Source organism: Spirillospora sp. NPDC047418, assembly GCF_040643275.1.
In the GTDB taxonomy this organism is placed as follows: domain Bacteria; phylum Actinomycetota; class Actinomycetes; order Streptosporangiales; family Streptosporangiaceae; genus Spirillospora.
In genome coordinates, this window is sequence record NZ_JBEYTW010000038.1 from 26995 (window position 1) to 43415 (window position 16421).

Here is a 16421-nt window from a genome sequence, read left to right on the forward strand (position 1 = left end):
CGGGTGTAAGAAGGCCGCCGCCCGGGTCACTGACCTGGGCGGCAGCCCCGTGCGTGGACAGTTCTACGGTCAGCCGATGGTGAGGGCGACGCCGCTTCCGATGCCGAGGGCGAGAGAAACCGCAGCTGCCAGGTAAGCCGTCCAATGGGCAGTGCGATCCAGGTGCTCAACCGGTTCGCCGTCGCTGGCGAACGCAGGCACGATCCAGCGTAGGTAGTAGAAGACGCTGGCGACCGAGTTGACGGCGGCGACGACGGCGAGCCAGGCGTAGTCACCGTCCAGGGCCGCGCCGAACATCAGGACTTTGCCGACGAACACGGCGGTGGGCGGGGTGCCCACCAGGCCCAGCAGACAGATGACCAGGGACACCGCCAGGAGCCGCGAGCGTCGCATCAGCGCGCCATAGGCTGCCAGGTCGTCGCTGCCGGCGGCGATGACCACGGCGAAGGCGCCGATATTGGTGATGGCGTACGCGGCGAGATAGAACAGCAGCGCCGGCTCGGCGAGATCGGTGCGCCCGGCCATCGCGACAGGGATCAGTAGATAGCCCGCCTGGCTGACGGTGGAGTAGGCGAGGAGCCGCCGGACGTTGTTCTGCCTGAACGCGGCGAGGTTGCCCAAGGTCATGGTGGCGGTGGCGATGACCGCGATGAGCAGCGGCCAGTCGCCCATGCCAGGCGGAAGGGCTTCGGCCGCGAAGCGGTAGAGGGCGGCGAAGGCTCCGATTTTCGGGACGGTGGTGACGAATGTCGCGACGACCGGGGGAGCGCCCTCGGTGACGTCCGGCACCCAGAAGTGGGCGGGTACGGCGCCCGCTTTGAACAGCAGCCCGGCCAGCAGGAGCACGACTCCGACCATGACTGCGCCGTCCGGGGCCGCCCCGAGTTCGGCCCGGAGCGATTCGTAGGACGTGCCGCGGCAGAGCCCGTAGAGCAGGGTCACGCCGGCCAGCATGATGATGCCCAGGAAGGCGCCCATGAGGTAGTACTTGAGCGCGGCCTCGGTGCCCGGCGCGTCCTTCCCGAAGCCGGCCAGCGCGTATCCGGGGATGCTGGCCAGCAAGTAGGCCGCCACCAGCACCAGCAGGTCTGAGGCAGCGCCCAGCGTGATCGTGCCGAGCGAGGCCAGCAGGATGAGGACGTAGAACTCGCTCTCCCTGCGGTGGCCGCGGAGAGGGCCCATCGCGAGCACGACGATCAGCAGTGTCGCCGCCAGGACGACGATCCGCGTCACGTGCGTGATGGGATCGAGCATGAACGCGTCGAAAGTCATCAGGTCCGCCCGGCGGGCGGCGAAGGCCGCCGCCACCAGACCGGCCACGAGCCCGATGGCGCACAGCACGGCGACGATCCACTGCCGGGTTCGCGGCAGGAACGACCCGGCAAGCAGCCCGATCACGGCGGCGCCGAGGATGAACAGTTCCGGCAGGAGGTCCGCCGGGTTCTCGCGCATCATCGCGCCACCAGCGAGACCACCGTGGCCGAAATCGGCTCGATGACGTCCAGCAGGAACCGGGGCGCGACCCCGATGACCACCGCCGGCGCCAGCAGCGGGACGACCGCGCCGAGCTCACTGCGGTGCGCGTCGGTGACCCGCGCCGTCAGTTCGCCCGGCGGGCCCAGGACGGCGCGGTGCAGCAGGCGCAGGAACAGCGCGGCGGTGATGAGGATGCCCAGGATCGCCAGCGCGCCGACGACGACGAGTCCGGTGCCGCCGCTGCCGATCACCCCGGTGAAGATCTGGAACTCGGCGATGAAGCCGGAGAAGCCGGGAAGCCCGAGGGAGGCGAACGCGCCGACCGCGACGAGGCCGGAGAAGACCGGGGCGCGTGCGGCCAGCCCGCCGAAGCGTCCCATGTCGTAGGTGCCGGCGCGGTCGTAGAGCACCCCGGCCAGCAGGAACAGCGCGCCGGTGATCAGCCCGTGGCTCACCATCTGGGTGACGGCGCCGGTCACCGCGAGCCGCCGCGCGGCCTGGTCGCCGACGGCGCCGGCGGCGCCGAGCGCCACGATGATGTATCCCATGTGGTTGACAGAGGTGTAGGCGATCAACCGCTTGAGGTCCTCTTGGGCGTAGGCCACCAGCGCCCCGTACAGGACGCCGATCAGCCCCACGATGATGATCACCCAGGCGTAGCGGCGCCAGGCGTCCGGGAGCATGGGCATCGCGATCCGGACGAAGCCGTACGTGCCCATCTTCAGCAGGATCCCGGCCAGGATCGCCGATCCGGCGGCGGGCGCGTCGGTGTGCGCCGGCGGCAGCCAGGTGTGGAACGGCACGGTCGGCGTCTTGATGGCCAGTCCGATGCCGATCGCCAGCAGGACGAGCCCGGCGAGGCCAGTGGAACCGGCCAATGGCGGCGTGCGGGTCAGCTCCACCATGTCGAAGGTGTGCGGCTCGGCTCCGAGGTAGAGGCCGATGAAGCCCAAGAGCAGGACGAGCGAGCCGAGGAAGGTGTAGAGGAAGAACTTCAGCGCCGACCGCATCCTGTCGCCGTGTCCCCATCCGGCGATGATGAAGTACATCGCCACGATGGACAGGTCGAAGAACACGAAGAACAGCAGCAGATCGAGGGCGGCGAACAGGCCGAGGGAGACCGTCTGCAGGAACAGGAAGAGCGCGGCGAAGGCTCGCGCCTGCCGTTCCTGGCGCAGCGAGTAGATCGCGCAGGTCAGGAACAGCAGCGAGGTCAGGGCCAGTAGCGGCAGCGACAGGCCGTCGACGCCGATGTGGTAGCCGGCGGAGACGGACGGGATCCAGTGCACCTTCGTCTCGTAGGAGATCCCGTCGCCGGTGCCGTGCCCGATCCACATGGCGATGACCAGGGCGAAGTCGACGGCGCACGCGACGATCCAGGTCCAGGTCACCGCGCGGGCGCCGAGCCCGGGCACGGCGTACAGCCCGAGCGCGACGGCGAGCGGAAGGAAGATCACTAGGGAGAGCACGTTCACCTGACCAGGAGGACGATGAGGATGAGCACGGCGAACAGGACCGCGGCCTGCGCGTAGTAGGTGTGCGCCTGGCCGGTCTGCGGGCGGCGGGCGAGGTCGGCCAGCCGGCGGGCTCCGTGGCCGATCGCTTTGACGAGACCGTCCACCCTGATCTCGATCCGGCGGTCGGCGAGTGCGGCGGCGAGCCGTCCGGTGGCGGCGGTCGCGCGCACTCCTCCGTCGATGACCCGGTCGTCGAAGCGGGCGAGTGCGGTGGCCAGCGCGAATACCGGGCGGGCGATGAGCAGTTCGGCGAGCCGTTCGAGGTGGAGCCAGTGCAGGGCGGGGGCCGTCCACGCCGTCCGGACCCGGCCGCCATGGCGCATGAGGGCCCACGTCACCCCGAGGACCAGCAGCACCAAGGCGCTGGAGAGCGCCAGTTCGGCCGGACCCGGCTTCGGCTCCCGGCCGGTGTCGAGGAGGTTCCGCCACGCCTCGTCCACCAGCGGCAGTGCGAAGACTCCGAGTGCAGCGGTGCCAAGGGCCAGTGCGGGCAGCGGCAGCTTTTCCAGCAGGCTGATGTGCCGTGTCCCGTGCTGCTCGGTGTCCGTTCGCGTCGCCGCGTCCATCGGGCGGGCCACGGCGAACAGCGCACGCGCCGCATAGCCCGCCGACAGCAATGCCGCAGCGAGACCGACCCCGTACAGCAGGGGAGAGTGCTCCAGGGCGGCGCTGAGAACCGTGTCCTTGGTGGCCCAGAGCGACAGCGGCGGCATTCCGGCAAGGGCGAGCATTCCGATGCCGAAGGTGATGCCGACCAGGCGGTAGCGGCGGGCCGCACCGTGCAGCTCGGTGAGGTCCTTGGTGCCGAGGGCGCTCAGCCAGGCACCGGCGCCCAGGAACAGCAGGCTCTTCACCGCGGCGTGCGCGACGAGATGCGCGGCGCCTCCGGCCACCGCGCCGGCTCCGGCGCCGAGCACCATGAACCCGATCTGCGCACAGGTCGACGCAGCCAGCAGCTGTTTCAGATCGCGTTGGGCCAAGGCGACCGCGCCCAGTAGCAGCGCTGTGAGCGCGCCCAGCCAGGCCACCAGCGATGCCGCCCAGCCGGTCGCCGCCAGCAGCGGTTCCAGGCGCAGCAGCAGGTACGCACCGGCGGCCACCATGGTCGCCGAGTGCAGCAGCGCGGAGACCGGGCTCGGGCCGTCCATGGCCCGCGACAGCCAGAACGAGAACGGCAGCTGCGCCGACTTGCCCAGCGCGGCCAGGACGACCCCGCCCGCGATCAAGTCCCGCCAGGGTCCGTCCGCGGCGGCCAGCCCGCTGAGGCTCAGCGCACCCGTTCCGACGAGGGCGGCGCCGGCGGCGAAGTAGAGGCCGAGGTCACCGGCGCGCGTGGTGACGAAGGAGATGTCCGCCGAGCTGACCCTTCTCGGCTCCCGCCACCAGAAGCCGATGAGCGCGTACGACATCGCGCCCATGACCTCCCAGCCCATCAGCAGGACGGCCAGGTCGGTCGCAGTGACCGTCACCAGCATCGCTCCGGTGAACACCAGCATCAGGCCGAAGAAGCGCGCTCGCGACTCGTCCAGGGAGAACTCTCCGGCGGAGAACAGCAGGACGGCGAGGCTGACCGACGTGACCGTCAGGACGAGGGCGGCGGAGAGCCCGTCCACTGCCAGACCGGCGGGCAGCCGGCCGAAAAGCGGGAACTGCACGACCGGCCGGGCCAGTGCCGCCGCGATCGCCAGGCACAGCGCGACCAGCGCGGCCCCTATCGCGATCGCGGGCGCCGGCCGGTCCAGGCTGCGTCCGAGTACGTAGCGTCCGGTGAGCAGCAGCACGCCGGTCACGATCGGGACCGCCGGCAGGAGCCAGCCGAGGACGCTCATCCTTTGAGATCTCCGGCCTCGTCGGTCATGTCGACGTCGCGGGTGCGGAACAGCGCGGTGACGACGGCGAACCCCATCGCCATCTCCAGCGCCATCACGGTCACGGCCACCAGCACCAGCACCTGGCCGTCCGCCGCTCCGGGCGCGACGTAGAACCAGAACGCGGCGCCCGCGACCAGCAGCCCGTTGATCATGAGTTCGAGACCCATCATCAGCATCACGACCGACTGCTGGGACAGCGCCCCGTACAACCCGACCGAGAACAGGGCGGCGGCGAGCACAAGAAAGACCTCAAGGTTCACTTCGCACCGCCCTCGTGCCCGGACGGCCGGTCGTAGCGGCCCCGGTCGGTCGCCAGCACCACCGAGGCGATCATCGTGGCGAGGATGGCGATCCCGATCACCATCATCACCAGCATCTTCGGCCCCATGATCGCCTCGCCGACGGCGAACGTCGGGTCGGCGGGCACGGTCCCACGCCGTGCCGGCCACGGGGTGAGGAAGATGCCGGCGACCAGCGCGGCGAAGACGGCGACGGAGATGGCGATGGCCCCGCGGTGGTTGTGCACCATCGTCATCGGCATGAGCCCGCCCGGATTCATCATGTACATGATCATGAAGACCGCCATGATGAGCATCTCCATGATCATCATGAGGATCACCAGGACGCCGAGGTAGTCGAGATCCAGGAGCAGCAGCTCCACGCCGACGCATAGGAACGACGCGAGCAGGGCGAACGTCGCCCGCGCCATCGAGTCCACGACGAAGACGGCCACGCCGAAACCCACGGCCGCCACCGCCAGAATCCAGAACGCAACGGTCTGCATCTCACCTCCTCAGTTCACGACCACGATGCCGACGACCAGGGTCTGCAGCAGCGTGGCCGGGATCAGGACCATCCAGGCGGCGGTCATGAAGCGGTCCATCCTGATCACCGGGAACCGTTGCCGGACCCAGACGAGCAGAGCGAGCACCGCGCACGTCTTGATCAGCGACCACGCCCATTCCGGCAGCCACGGCCCGGCACCGCCGCCCAGGAACAGCGGCACCGCGGCCGCCGCCGCGACGGTCAGCAACGCGAACCGGCCGGCGAAGAACAGCAGCCTGTCCGGCCCTGACAACTCGGCCGCGACGCCGCCCGCCAGATCGTCCGCGACCGGATGGCCCAGCGGCCCCCAGAAGGTCATGCCGAGCGCCGACAGGAGGTAGACGGCGAAGGCGACCGGCATCCAGACGACGAACCACAGGTCGTCCTGCGCGGCGGCCACCTCACCGAAGTCGAGGGAACCCGCGCCCAGGCCCGCCGTGATGAGCGCGAACATGTGCGGCAGTTCGTAGGCCAGCCCCTGAGCCAGGAACCGGTAGCCGCCCACCAGCGGGAACGCCGAGTTGACGCCCCATCCGGCCAACCACAGTGAGCCCCAGGCCACGACCTCCATCGCGTTGAACCACACGACGCTCACCGGCAGATCCCACACGCTCGTGTCCCCGAGGGGTATCACCGTCGCCGCCAGCAGGGCCGCTGTCGGAAGGCTGATCACGCCGATGCGCATGAGCAGGACATCCGGCGCGAGCGTGCGCCGCCGCTGCTGGGCGATCAGCCGGACGCCCTCCCGCAACGGGGCGGCCGGACCACCACCGGTGCGGAACGCCGTGTCCAACGCCGCAGCCGAATACGTCAGGGCAGCGAGGACGAGAGGCAGCGCCACGACGGCCCAGACCGGCGTCGGGTCACTCACCTGGAACCTCCGCTTTCGGTGCTGCGACATGGTCAAGGTCTGGGTCCAGGCTTGCGACCGTCAGCCTCGCCGCCGCCAACTCCGCGCCGTCCAGCAACTCGGGCAGCATGGCAAGAACCCTCGCGCTCGACCGGCTCTCTACTGGACCGCGCGGGCCATCGGTCCCCTGAATGGGCGCGCTGTCGTGCAGTTGCTCCGCGGCCTGGCTGATCTCGTCGAGCCAGCCGGTCAGCCGCGCGAACGCGTCACCGAGATGATGAGCTGATGGTCCGGCCAGACCGTGACGATCGGCCATCTCCCGGTCGACGACGCCGACGTCGCTGAGCATCCACCGCAGCGTTCTCGACTTGCCGGTGCGGCGCGCGAGCTTGGCGACCCGAGGTGCCACCTCGCTCCCGGGCGCACCCGCGACGATCTCATCGCGGAGTTCGCGGGCCTGGTCGGCCGCACTCTCCCAACCCGCAACGGCCAGCAGCCGGCCCACGCTGTCGAGATGGCTCGCCGCCCGTCGCCGCTCAGCGTTCCCGGTCGTCACCTGCTCTCCCGCAGCCGACCGCAGCCACGGCTCGTCCCAGAAGGACGGTTCGTCCGCTTGCCCGCCCATCACCGCGACCTCGACGGCCTGGACGACATCTCCCTGCAGCGTCAGGTGGAGCACGAGCCCGGCAGGCCAGTCGGGAAGCGCTGGACCGAGCGGGACGTGCAGCACGTCCAGCTTCAAGCCGTCCCGGTCCGCCGCTCGCTCGGCCATGGCCAGCCCCATCGGCGCCCCCATGTGATGCTCATGACCACCGTGCCCACCGTGCCCGCTGCCATGGCCAGCGTGACCGCCATGCTCCATATGCTCGCCGTGCTGTGCTTCCTCGTCGGACGAGCCCTCATCGTGTCCGGAATGACCTGAGTCAGCGCCTTGGCCGTGCTCGCTGTCGTGACCGTCGTGGTCCTCGTCTTCATGCCGCATCGTTTCGTGGTCGCCGCCGTCGTCCGACTCGGACGAGGTCGCGTGGTGATGCTCATGGCCCGACTCTTGATCGCCGTGCTCGTCCATCTCGTCGGTATCACTGTCGGGAGACCACGGTCCGCGCTCTCGGCGAGCCTCGGCATCCGCCCGCTGCGCAGCGGTATCTGCCAGCTCCCCGGCCGCCCGATCGAGTTCCGCGGCGACCCGCTCGGCCGATGCCGACTCATCCAGCCTGACGAGCGACCTCGGGCCCGGCATGTCCTCCCAGACCGTGTCCACAGCCGCCGCCAGGTCTGAGCCAGGCCGTCCGCACACGATGAGCATCGCCGCCGCTGCCGGAGACGTGACCACGCGTCCATTCCGCCGACGCAGCTCGGCCTCGACGAGGAGCCTGGTCCGTGTCGCTCCGGGGGCCGTGATGACGAAGGCGCGGGGATGCGCGTGGGCGAAGCGGAGGAGCCGTGCCGTCAGGCCCATCGGAAGGCCCCCTCGCGCCACGCGTAGACGATGCCGACGATCAGGAGCGCGAGGAACGCGAACATCTCGACGACCGCCTTTGTCCCCACTGAGGCGACCACCACCGCCCACGGATACATGAAGACCATCTCCATGTCGAAGGCCAGGAAGACCATCGTGACGGCGTACCAGCGCACGTGATAGCGCGACAGCGCGTGCTCCGGGGGACGAGCGCCCGACAGGTACGGCCCAGTACCCGGGGCGCCCGGTGGTGCGTAGGCGAACGACAACGCGTAGGCGGCTGCGACCACGGCCGCCAGCAACCCCAGAAGTGCGAGTACCGCTACGTACGGTTGCATGCCGGCGCCCCTGAGATCCACTTCCTCCTACGTCCAGTAGGAGATCATGCCTCACGACGGTACTCATTGCTAACACCCACCCACCAGTCCCTGGCGATCCCGTGCTTACTATGGGAGCTAGTAGAGGACGCGACGTGTCGGCCCGGCTCACCGGCCGGAGCTAGGGGAATTGACGATGGGTCGATGGCAACCCCTCCAGATCACCATGGACGGGCAGGACGGCCACAGGAGCCTCACCGAGCTGGCCATTTTCGGGCTGCTCGTCGGTGCCGCCATGGCCCTCTTCGGTCTGCCGCCGATCGACGTGCACGGCCCGCTGCATTACGCAGGGATCATGGACCCGCTGTGCGGCGGGACCCGCAGCGTCCACTCGTTGATGATTGCGGACTTTTCGACGGCGTGGCGCTACAACCCCATCGCGTTCCCTCTCGTCCTCGGTGCCATCGGCCTGCTGGTACGGCATCCGGTGGGACGCGCCACCGGGCGGTGGATGAATGTCCGCATCGGCAATCGGCGCGTGTTCTGGGGAGTCGCCGCGACACTGCTGGTCGCGCTGGACGTCAACCAGCAGCTCCACGCGGATCTGCTGCGCAGCTCGCCCGACCGGCTGTCATTCCTCGGCCCGGTCATCCTGGCCGGAGTCGGCACCGCCATCTACCTGCTACTGCGGCGCCCCCGCGTGGCCGCGTCACAGCAGCGCCAGTGGTGAAGCTCCCTCGTCCTGTTAGAACATGCAGCCGGGCGTGGTTTGGTCGATGACCAGCGCCGTCCAGACGCAGGCGGCGGCGAAAGCCGCTACGGAGAGGACGGCGCCAGCGCGGCCTACGAGGCCCAGGCGCGGCAGCGGGGGTTCGGTTCCGGTTTCGAGTTGGGTGATGCGCGCCGAGAGCAGATCATCGCTGGCCATTGCCGCGGCCGGGGCGGCCTTGGCCCATGCCGGACCCTCGGAGACCTTGAGCAGTGATCCGGCGAGAGCCGTGGTCCCGTGCTGGGCTACGGCACGCCGATCGGCGGCCAGTTCGCGTCCCACGGTGAAGCGGTGCCGGAGCCGTGACACGCCCGGTAGGTAGAAATGCCGGGCCAAGAGCACACGAGTGCAGAGGGTCTTCAGCGGATCGCGACTCCCCAAGTGGGCGCGCTCATGCGCGAGGACGGCCGCGAGTTCCGCTTCGTTCAGGGCGTTCAGGAGACCGGTGCTGACCAGGATGCGCGGTCGGCGAGGCCCATAGGTGAGCGCGAACGGACGGGATGTGGCGATCACGCGGATCCGTGAGCCGATCCGTAGCCGGTCGGTGAGCGCCCGCAGTTCCGAGGGCACAGGGCTGCGATACCGCCGAACGGTGTGCGTGAACGTGCGGATGTGCCACAGCGACCGTCCCAGTGACCATGCGCCCTTCAGCGTGCCGACGCTGGTCAGGGCGAGAATCAGCACGCCCGGGATCAGGTCGGGGCGGGACGTCCACAGGGTTGTGACGCCATCGTCCCGCACGGCCGTCCAGATCACCATCGCCAGGCAGCAGACCCCGTATGCCAGGAGGATGCGGAGAGCCAGCGATATCCCGACCAGCGTCCAGAACGCGCGGTTGCCGGTGTCCATCGGCCGGACCGTCATGAATCCTTCTCCAGCAGCGCTTGGAGGCGCTCTCGGATGGCGGGATCGGTGGCCGCCTGGTCGAGAAAGTGGCTGACCGCCGCGTCGCCATAGGTGCGCAGTACGCCTTGCACAGCCAGCGCCGCCTCGTCGGCGGCGGCCGGTTCGTAGGCGTGACCGCGTCCGCGACTGGTGCGGGTCAGGGCGCTCTTCTCGGCCAGCCGGCTCATGACGGTGAGCACGGTGGTGTAGGCCAACGGTGGTGTCCGATTGTCGTTGAGCGCGTCCAGCGTCTCCCGGACGGTCAATGGCCGGCGTGCGCCCCAGAGGACCTCCATGATCTCGGACTCCAGACTGCCGAGCGCCATCGACGTCCTCTCCCTCGAACTACTACGCATCCGTCGTACCAGACGATACCTCTGCGCCTGCGGGAGGCGATGGTCACAGCGGCACGGTGTAACCCTGGACCCAGCCCTGCATCAAGGTGATCAGATGAGTCCAGACACCCGTGACCTGCAGAACTCCGACGAGGACGAGCATGGCCCCGCCCACGCGGGTGAGAGCCCGGGCGTGCCGCCGCGCCACGTCGAAGGCCCGCATCACCCAACTGACCCCGAGTGCGGCCAACAGGAACGGGACACCTAGCCCGAGGCCGTACACCAAGGACAGGAGCGCACCGCGACCGGCGGTGCCTGTCGCCGTCGACAGGCTGAGGACGGCCGCCAGGGTGGGACCGATGCACGGCGTCCATCCGAGGCCGAAGACCACCCCGAGCAGTGGTGCGCCGGCGAGGCCGGCCCGCGGCCGCCACGACGGACGCATCGAACGGGCCAGCAACGGCACCCGATCGAGGACGCCCATGAAGGCCAGACCGAGCACGATCACCAGAGCGCCGAGAATCCGCGTGAGGAGCGACTGGTACGTGACCAACGCTGCGCCGAGCCCGCCGAACAGCGCCCCGTAGGCGGCGAACACCGCGGAGAATCCGAGCGCGAACAGCGCCGTGCCGACCACGGTCCGCGCCCGCCCCGGAGCTTGTCGACGGCGTCCCGCGGAGGTGCCGGTACCCTGCGCATCGGCACCCGCCATCCCCGTTACGTACGAGAGGTATCCCGGGACGAGTGGCAGGCAGCAAGGGGACAAGAACGAAACGGCCCCTGCAGCGGCCGCAATGGGTGCGGCAAGAAGAAGTGGCCCTCCGGCAACGAGCCCGCCGACCCCGCCGCCCATCCCTCAACCCCTATCTACTAGATAACTTAGTAGGTCAGAGGCTACAGCCGCCTTCGCCCGATCGCGTTTCGGGGTCACATCGTGTCCATCGGCGGTGGTTCGCGGATGCACTCTCGTCCTCGGCGGCCAGTGCGCGAAGGCCGGAGATCGGGCCGGATCAGGGGGCCCGCAGGCCGGCCGAGGTGACTGCGACGAGGCGCTCCACTGCGGCCTTCGACGGGAGGCCGTCCGCCGCCGCGAGGGCGTGGACGCAGTAGCGCGCGAGTTCGGCGGGTGCGACATCTTCCCTGACGTCTCCGGCTTCGGCGGCCTCGGCGATCAAGTCGCGTACGAGGTCGTTGAGGTGCTGATGCGCGTGGGTCACGTGCTCGCCCCGGTGCAGCAGAGCGGCGAGTTCGGTGCCATGGGGGCGCTCACTGGTGATCAAAGCGTAGGCGCGCAGGACGGCTTGAAGGCGCTCGCCAGGAGTCCCCGCCTGGTCACGCACCTCGGTGAGATGTCGCAGATGGTCGGCGACCTGGCGCTCGTGCCAGGCGGCCAGGATCGACTCGACGTCCGGGAAGTACTTGTACAGCGTCGCGCGTCCGATGCCGGTCTCCTTCGCGATCCGCGACATCGTCACCGAGGCCAGCCCGTGCTCGATCACGAGCGCGGCGGTGGTGCTCATGGTCGCGTCGCGCACCGCGCGGCGATGTTCCTCGATCGTCTCATTCCAGAGCTTGGGCACCATGCCACGATACGACGCGCCACTACATAAACATTGTGTCTTGATATAGACACTATGTATCGATAAGTTCGACGCCATCAGGTGTGAGCGAGAGTTCGCACAGAGGCACGCGCGGAAGGACACCGCATGGCCGATACGCGTCCACACCCCGGCTCTCAAAACGTCGACGACCTTGAGGACTTGTACGCGACGCCGCCGCCCTGGGACACCGGCCGCCCTCAGCCGGCCTTCCTCGCGCTCGCCGAGGCAGGGGCCATCCGGGGCCGGGGCCTGGACGTCGGCTGCGGCACCGGTGAGCACACGTTGATGGCCGCCGGCCTCGGCCTGGACGCCACCGGCGTGGACCTTGCCTCCAAAGCTCTTCGCGTCGCTGAGAACAAGGCTTCGGAGAGAGGTATGACCGTCCGGTTCTTGCATCACGACGTCCAGCGACTCGGCGCCCTAGGGGAGTCCTACGACACCGTGCTCGACTCGCTGGTGTTCCATATCTTCGGCGGGACGAGCCGCACTACCTACGTCGAGAGCCTGTGGTCCGTGCTGAGGCCCGGCGGCCGCTACTTCATGCTCTGCTTCAGCGACCGTCAGCCGGGTGAGCTGGGCCTGCCGCACAAGCTCACGCAGAGCGAGATCATCACCGCCTTCAGTGAGGGATGGCAGGTCGATTCCATCGAGCCGACCACGATCGAGGCGCCCCGTCATCCCGACGGCATCCATGGCTGGCTGGCCGCCGTCACCAGAACCTGAACCCGGCGAGACGGCCTTCCAGTGCGGCGCGACAACCGGGCATCGCCGACTCGATCGAATCGGTGCGAGCGACGCCTGAATCGCCCCGCATAGGAACACCAGAAGGGAAGAGACCAGTGCTGAGCGTTGAGGCCCACGTCGAGACCGACCGGCCAGGCCGGTACCTCGTCCAACTCTGTAGACACGGCAACCAGATGAGCCGGCACCTGAACTACCGGCCACGCGCTCACGGGGAAGGCATACCCCCCAAGGTGGAGGACGCAGAATGGTCTGACACGAGGGGGACCATCAGATTCAGTGGAGGGCAGTGCATCCTGCGAGCCACCCCGGACGGTCTGGTACTCCGAGTCGAAGCCGCCCACGAGACGGACCTGCGGCAGATTCAGAACGGCCTTGCCGGACGACTGGAGAAGATCGGCCGACGCGACCACCTGAAGGTCGAATGGCAAGGACCGGAAGCGCCCAGAACACCGTTCAGCGAAGCCGCGGAGCTCACGGCCCTCCAGTCCGTGGACCGAGCCGCAACACACCCTCACCCTCTCAAGACGATTGGTCTGACGCTGGCTATCGCGTTGGCCATCGCGTTCCACCTCGGCCTTGGCGGAGCCCTGTTGGCGGACTACCGATGGACAAGCTGGGCCGCCGACATCGTCCTGGCAGGAGTCCTCATCCTCGTCCTCGTGAAGGCCGCCGTCGTCGGCCGATACGCCGTCCGCCGGACAAGAGCGTCCAAGACCCCTCGAAGCCCGCACTAGCCGGCCTCCTGGCGGCTCGACCGCGGCTCACCGCTCCGATCTGATGCGGGTCACGAGCTATGGACGTGCTTCGATCTACGCATCGTCACACTGCGGCGGCGGGAGTATCGGCGGCCCCTTCGACGGGGGTGTCGGTGAGGCCGAGCCCCAGGTGCTCGACGTGGTAGAGGGCCTGGTCGAGGAGTTCGGCGACGTGGTCGTCATAGAGGGCGTAGACCACAGAACGGCCTTGCCGGGTGCCGGTCACCAGGCCGAGGTTGCGCAGTAGCCGCAGCTGGTGGGAGCAGGCCGACTGCTCCATGCCGACGGCGTGGGCGAGTTCGGTCGCGGGCATCGGGCCCTCGCGCAGCCGGGCGAGTATCAGCAGGCGCGAAGGGGTGGCCAGGGCCTGCAGGGTGGTGGCGACCTTCGCGGCGCCGGCCGCGTCCAGTGGCCTGCGCGGGACGGCCTCATCGGCGGCTCCGTGACCCATGGCGCTCAGTCTACGGCCCGCTGATGAATGAATAGATGTTCATGTATTCCTGTACTGTGAACTGATCGCGTCCGTCGCCGAAGGGACTTTCGCGTCATGCCGTCCACCCTCGTCTCGCCGGCTCCGGTGATCAGTGCGGAGCCGCCGCCCTCCCGGCGTCCCGTGCGGGTGTTCGCGCTGCCCGAGCCTTCATGATCGTCGCCTCGCCCTGCGCGGTCGTGCTGGCGACCATGCCGCCGCTGCTGTCGGCCATCGCGACCGCGGGCCGGCACGGCGTACTGATCAAGTCGGCCGTGGTCATGGAGCGGCTCGGGCAGATCGACGCGGTCGCCTTCGACAAGACCGGAACCCTGACCGAGGGCAACCCTCGGCTCACCGACATCCAGCCGTTGCCTGACAGGGACCTGACACAGGAGCGGCTTCTCGCCCTGGTCGCCGCCGCCGAGCGTCCCAGCGAGCACCCGCTGGCCCGCGCCATCGTCGGCGCCGCTCGCGAATAGGCGCTGGACGTCCCAGAAGATACCGAGTTCACCTCCGCCCTGGACGAGGCGTGACCGCACGCGTGGACGGGACGACCGTCACGGTCGGCAGCCCCGACTACCTCCGCACCCAAGTAGAGGAATCTGCGCGTGTTGGCGGCGCTCGTGCCGCAGCCGCCACCTTGGCGAGCCAGGGACGGACACCAGTGCTGGTCACCCTCGACGGCATCCCGTCCGGAGTGCTCGGCATCGCCGACACCCTGCGTCCAGGCGCCGCGGCCGCCGTCGCGTCCCTCGCCACACTCACCGGCACTGGCCGCAGCCCACACTGGCATCGCCATGGGACGTGCCGGCTCCGACCTCGCGCTGGAGACCGCCGATGCCGTGGTCGTCCGCGACGAACTGGCCGCCATCCCCACCGCCATCCCCACCGCCATCGTGCTGTCCCGCAGAGCACGCCGCCTCGTCATCCAGAACCTGGCCATCGCCGCCACCTTCATCACCGGCCTGGTCATCTGGGACCTGGCCGGCCACCTGCCGCTCCCGCTCGGCGTCGCCGGCCACGAGGGTTCCACGGTCCTCGTCGCCCTCAACGGCCTCCGCCTCCTGCGCGACACCGCTGGCGCCGGGCCGGCTCGATCTGACACCCCCGTGAGCCCGTGTCGCCGGACGGTGATCAATTCTCGGGGTGAGGGCGCAGCCGAGCATCGAGGCGTGCTGGCGCATTGTTCACGTGGTGTTCATCCCAGAGTGACCCTTTCGATCTGTGAATATCGATACTTGTACATATAGATAGGATCTGATGTACCGGTGATCCGCTGAAGGCAGGGTGGAGCAGCGATTGTTCTGTCGGCAGCTGAATGTGCCCGGCGGCCGGCAGGGGAGCTGTGGTGTGTGCCGTTGGGCCTGAGGTGACGCATCGGGAGTTCGACCGGGCCGCCATGCGCTGGCGCGGCGGTTTCCCGGGTCGGTGTCGCAGGAGACCGCACGGCGCCTGGTAGTGGACTCCTGCGAGCGCCTGCGCCGGACTGTGCGCGTGAGAGCGTACCTGCCCGTCCTTGCGGAACGGTTCGCCGGCGTCCGGCTGGAGGCGTTGGGTCACCTTGGGGTGCGGCGGGGCTTGTCCGATCAGTCCGGGGATCCGGTATCTGGATTGGCCGGTACCCGATCCGGCGGGGCGTCCGCTCGCCGAGGTGCGCCGTATTCGAGATGAACTTGACCTGCTCATCAATGAGCTTCTGGCAGATCTGTCCGTGTCCATCGATGGTTGAGGAGTCTGATGTCTGAGAAGCCCAGTGTGCTGTTCGTGTGCGTGCACAACGCCGGTCGGTCCCAGATGGCCGCCGCCTACCTCACGCACCTGGCGAGGGAAAAGGTGGAGGTCCGCTCCGCCGGCTCGGCGCCCGCTGATGCGGTGACCCCGGCCGTGGTGGAGGCGATGGCAGAGGAGGGCATCGACGTCTCCGGCGAGATCCCTAAGGTGCTCACGGTCGAGGCGGTGCAGGCGTCCGACGTGGTGATCACGATGGGCTGCGGCGACACCTGTCCGGTCTTCCCGGGCAAGCGGTATCTGGACTGGACGCTGGACGACCCGGCGGGTCAGGGTGTGGCGGCCGTGCGTCCAATCCGCGACGAGATCCGCAAGCGGATCGAGGGCCTGATCGCCGAGCTCGTCCCCGCGGATTGAGATGAGCGTCGTTCACGGTGATGGAGTGACCAGCGCAGCCGTTGACCGGGTGAGCGAGGACGTGCGGGAGGCTGGCTCGGCGGAGCTGGTGTGCATGCCTTTGTCGCTGGCCAAGCCGTTGAGCAGGGCCGATGCCGAGTCCTTGGCGAAGGTGCTGAAGGCGCTGGCCGATCCGACGCGTTTGCAGCTGGTCAGTTTGATCAAGTCGGCGCCGCAGGGTGAGGCGTGCGTCTGTGACCTGACCGCGCCGCTGGGGCTGCGGCAGCCGACGGTGAGTCATCACCTGAAGGTGCTGGTGGACGCGGGCCTTCTCCAGCGGGAGAAGCGCGCGACATGGGTGTGGTACTCGCTGGTGCCCGAAGCGTGGGAGAGCCTGCGGGGCTCCCTGCGCTGAGGGCGG

Annotated in this window: 21 protein-coding genes; 8 read left to right on the top strand and 13 right to left on the bottom strand. The window is 69.0% G+C overall.

Annotated elements, in window-relative coordinates:
• Nucleotides 1–69 precede the first annotated feature (69 nt).
• The 8 genes from ABZ806_RS23310 to ABZ806_RS23345 are packed head-to-tail and all read right to left on the bottom strand — an operon-like array spanning nucleotide 70 to nucleotide 8336.
• A complete protein-coding gene (locus ABZ806_RS23310; protein WP_500219469.1) occupies nucleotides 70–1455 on the bottom strand; it encodes an NADH-quinone oxidoreductase subunit N in 1386 nt (461 codons plus the stop codon).
• Complete coding sequence (locus ABZ806_RS23315; protein ID WP_500219470.1) at nucleotides 1452–2951, bottom strand: complex I subunit 4 family protein; 1500 nt, start codon at nucleotides 2949–2951, stop codon at nucleotides 1452–1454. The genes ABZ806_RS23310 and ABZ806_RS23315 overlap by 4 nt, the downstream gene beginning before the upstream one ends.
• Entirely contained in the window at nucleotides 2948–4822 is a 1875-nt protein-coding gene (locus ABZ806_RS23320; protein WP_500219471.1) for an NADH-quinone oxidoreductase subunit 5 family protein, read from the bottom strand. The genes ABZ806_RS23315 and ABZ806_RS23320 overlap by 4 nt, the downstream gene beginning before the upstream one ends.
• Nucleotides 4819–5124 (bottom strand): NADH-quinone oxidoreductase subunit NuoK, encoded by a 306-nt coding sequence (gene nuoK / locus ABZ806_RS23325; RefSeq protein WP_500219472.1) that lies wholly within the window; start codon nucleotides 5122–5124, stop codon nucleotides 4819–4821. The genes ABZ806_RS23320 and nuoK overlap by 4 nt, the downstream gene beginning before the upstream one ends.
• Nucleotides 5121–5648 (bottom strand): NADH-quinone oxidoreductase subunit J, encoded by a 528-nt coding sequence (locus tag ABZ806_RS23330; RefSeq protein WP_500219473.1) that lies wholly within the window; start codon nucleotides 5646–5648, stop codon nucleotides 5121–5123. The genes nuoK and ABZ806_RS23330 overlap by 4 nt, the downstream gene beginning before the upstream one ends.
• Before the next feature lie 9 nt (nucleotides 5649–5657).
• Nucleotides 5658–6560 carry a complex I subunit 1 family protein gene (locus ABZ806_RS23335; RefSeq protein ID WP_500219474.1) on the bottom strand — a complete coding sequence of 301 codons (903 nt, stop codon included), beginning with the start codon at nucleotides 6558–6560 and terminating at the stop codon, nucleotides 5658–5660.
• Nucleotides 6553–7998 (bottom strand): hypothetical protein, encoded by a 1446-nt coding sequence (locus tag ABZ806_RS23340; RefSeq protein ID WP_500219475.1) that lies wholly within the window; start codon nucleotides 7996–7998, stop codon nucleotides 6553–6555. Before ABZ806_RS23340 ends, ABZ806_RS23335 begins: the two co-directional genes overlap by 8 nt.
• Nucleotides 7989–8336: an NADH-quinone oxidoreductase subunit A gene (locus ABZ806_RS23345; protein ID WP_500219476.1), complete on the bottom strand. Its 348-nt coding sequence runs from the start codon at nucleotides 8334–8336 to the stop codon at nucleotides 7989–7991. Before ABZ806_RS23345 ends, ABZ806_RS23340 begins: the two co-directional genes overlap by 10 nt.
• A 175-nt stretch (nucleotides 8337–8511) precedes the next feature.
• Between ABZ806_RS23345 and ABZ806_RS23350 the strand changes: the two genes are divergently transcribed.
• Complete coding sequence (locus ABZ806_RS23350; protein WP_500219477.1) at nucleotides 8512–9045, top strand: DUF2752 domain-containing protein; 534 nt, start codon at nucleotides 8512–8514, stop codon at nucleotides 9043–9045.
• A 15-nt stretch (nucleotides 9046–9060) separates the two neighbouring features.
• Here ABZ806_RS23350 and ABZ806_RS23355 read toward each other — a convergent pair whose 3' ends face one another.
• The 4 genes from ABZ806_RS23355 to ABZ806_RS23370 all read right to left on the bottom strand — a co-directional run bounded on the left by ABZ806_RS23355 (nucleotide 9061) and on the right by ABZ806_RS23370 (nucleotide 11887).
• Nucleotides 9061–9933 carry a M56 family metallopeptidase gene (locus tag ABZ806_RS23355; RefSeq protein WP_500219478.1) on the bottom strand — a complete coding sequence of 291 codons (873 nt, stop codon included), beginning with the start codon at nucleotides 9931–9933 and terminating at the stop codon, nucleotides 9061–9063.
• A gap of 11 nt (nucleotides 9934–9944) precedes the next feature.
• On the bottom strand, nucleotides 9945–10295 hold the full coding sequence (locus ABZ806_RS23360; RefSeq protein WP_500219479.1) for a BlaI/MecI/CopY family transcriptional regulator: 351 nt from the start codon (nucleotides 10293–10295) through the stop codon (nucleotides 9945–9947).
• 73 nt (nucleotides 10296–10368) lie between these two features.
• Nucleotides 10369–11157 carry a cytochrome c biogenesis CcdA family protein gene (locus ABZ806_RS23365; RefSeq protein WP_500219480.1) on the bottom strand — a complete coding sequence of 263 codons (789 nt, stop codon included), beginning with the start codon at nucleotides 11155–11157 and terminating at the stop codon, nucleotides 10369–10371.
• 157 nt (nucleotides 11158–11314) lie between these two features.
• Nucleotides 11315–11887, bottom strand: a complete 573-nt coding sequence (locus ABZ806_RS23370; protein ID WP_500219481.1) for a TetR/AcrR family transcriptional regulator — start codon at nucleotides 11885–11887, stop codon at nucleotides 11315–11317.
• Nucleotides 11888–12010: 123 nt separating this feature from the next.
• On the opposite strand from ABZ806_RS23370, the gene ABZ806_RS23375 reads away from it, so the two are divergent.
• Together ABZ806_RS23375 and ABZ806_RS23380 are read left to right on the top strand one after the other, a co-directional pair.
• On the top strand, nucleotides 12011–12628 hold the full coding sequence (locus ABZ806_RS23375) for a class I SAM-dependent methyltransferase (RefSeq protein WP_500219482.1): 618 nt from the start codon (nucleotides 12011–12013) through the stop codon (nucleotides 12626–12628).
• A 116-nt stretch (nucleotides 12629–12744) separates the two neighbouring features.
• Complete coding sequence (locus tag ABZ806_RS23380) at nucleotides 12745–13383, top strand: DUF2218 domain-containing protein (protein WP_500219483.1); 639 nt, start codon at nucleotides 12745–12747, stop codon at nucleotides 13381–13383.
• 85 nt (nucleotides 13384–13468) lie between these two features.
• Here the strand turns inward: ABZ806_RS23380 and ABZ806_RS23385 are convergent, their stop codons facing one another.
• Nucleotides 13469–13855, bottom strand: coding sequence for an ArsR/SmtB family transcription factor (locus ABZ806_RS23385; protein WP_500219484.1), 387 nt, complete (start codon nucleotides 13853–13855; stop codon nucleotides 13469–13471).
• 191 nt (nucleotides 13856–14046) lie between these two features.
• Here ABZ806_RS23385 and ABZ806_RS23390 point away from each other — a divergent pair, with 191 nt between their 5' ends.
• From ABZ806_RS23390 to ABZ806_RS23410, 5 genes are all read left to right on the top strand, one after another.
• The gene (locus ABZ806_RS23390; RefSeq protein ID WP_500219485.1) at nucleotides 14047–14355 is read left to right on the top strand and encodes an HAD family hydrolase; all 309 of its coding nucleotides are present in this window, start codon (nucleotides 14047–14049) and stop codon (nucleotides 14353–14355) included.
• A 318-nt stretch (nucleotides 14356–14673) separates the two neighbouring features.
• On the top strand, nucleotides 14674–15126 hold the full coding sequence (locus ABZ806_RS23395) for a hypothetical protein (RefSeq protein ID WP_500219486.1): 453 nt from the start codon (nucleotides 14674–14676) through the stop codon (nucleotides 15124–15126).
• Between the two features lie 154 nt (nucleotides 15127–15280).
• Nucleotides 15281–15547, top strand: a complete 267-nt coding sequence (locus ABZ806_RS23400) for a three-helix bundle dimerization domain-containing protein (RefSeq protein ID WP_500219521.1) — start codon at nucleotides 15281–15283, stop codon at nucleotides 15545–15547.
• A 66-nt stretch (nucleotides 15548–15613) separates the two neighbouring features.
• Entirely contained in the window at nucleotides 15614–16021 is a 408-nt protein-coding gene (locus ABZ806_RS23405; RefSeq protein ID WP_500219487.1) for an arsenate reductase ArsC, read from the top strand.
• A gap of 25 nt (nucleotides 16022–16046) precedes the next feature.
• Entirely contained in the window at nucleotides 16047–16415 is a 369-nt protein-coding gene (locus ABZ806_RS23410; RefSeq protein WP_500219488.1) for an ArsR/SmtB family transcription factor, read from the top strand.
• The last annotated feature ends 6 nt before the right edge of the window (nucleotides 16416–16421 follow it).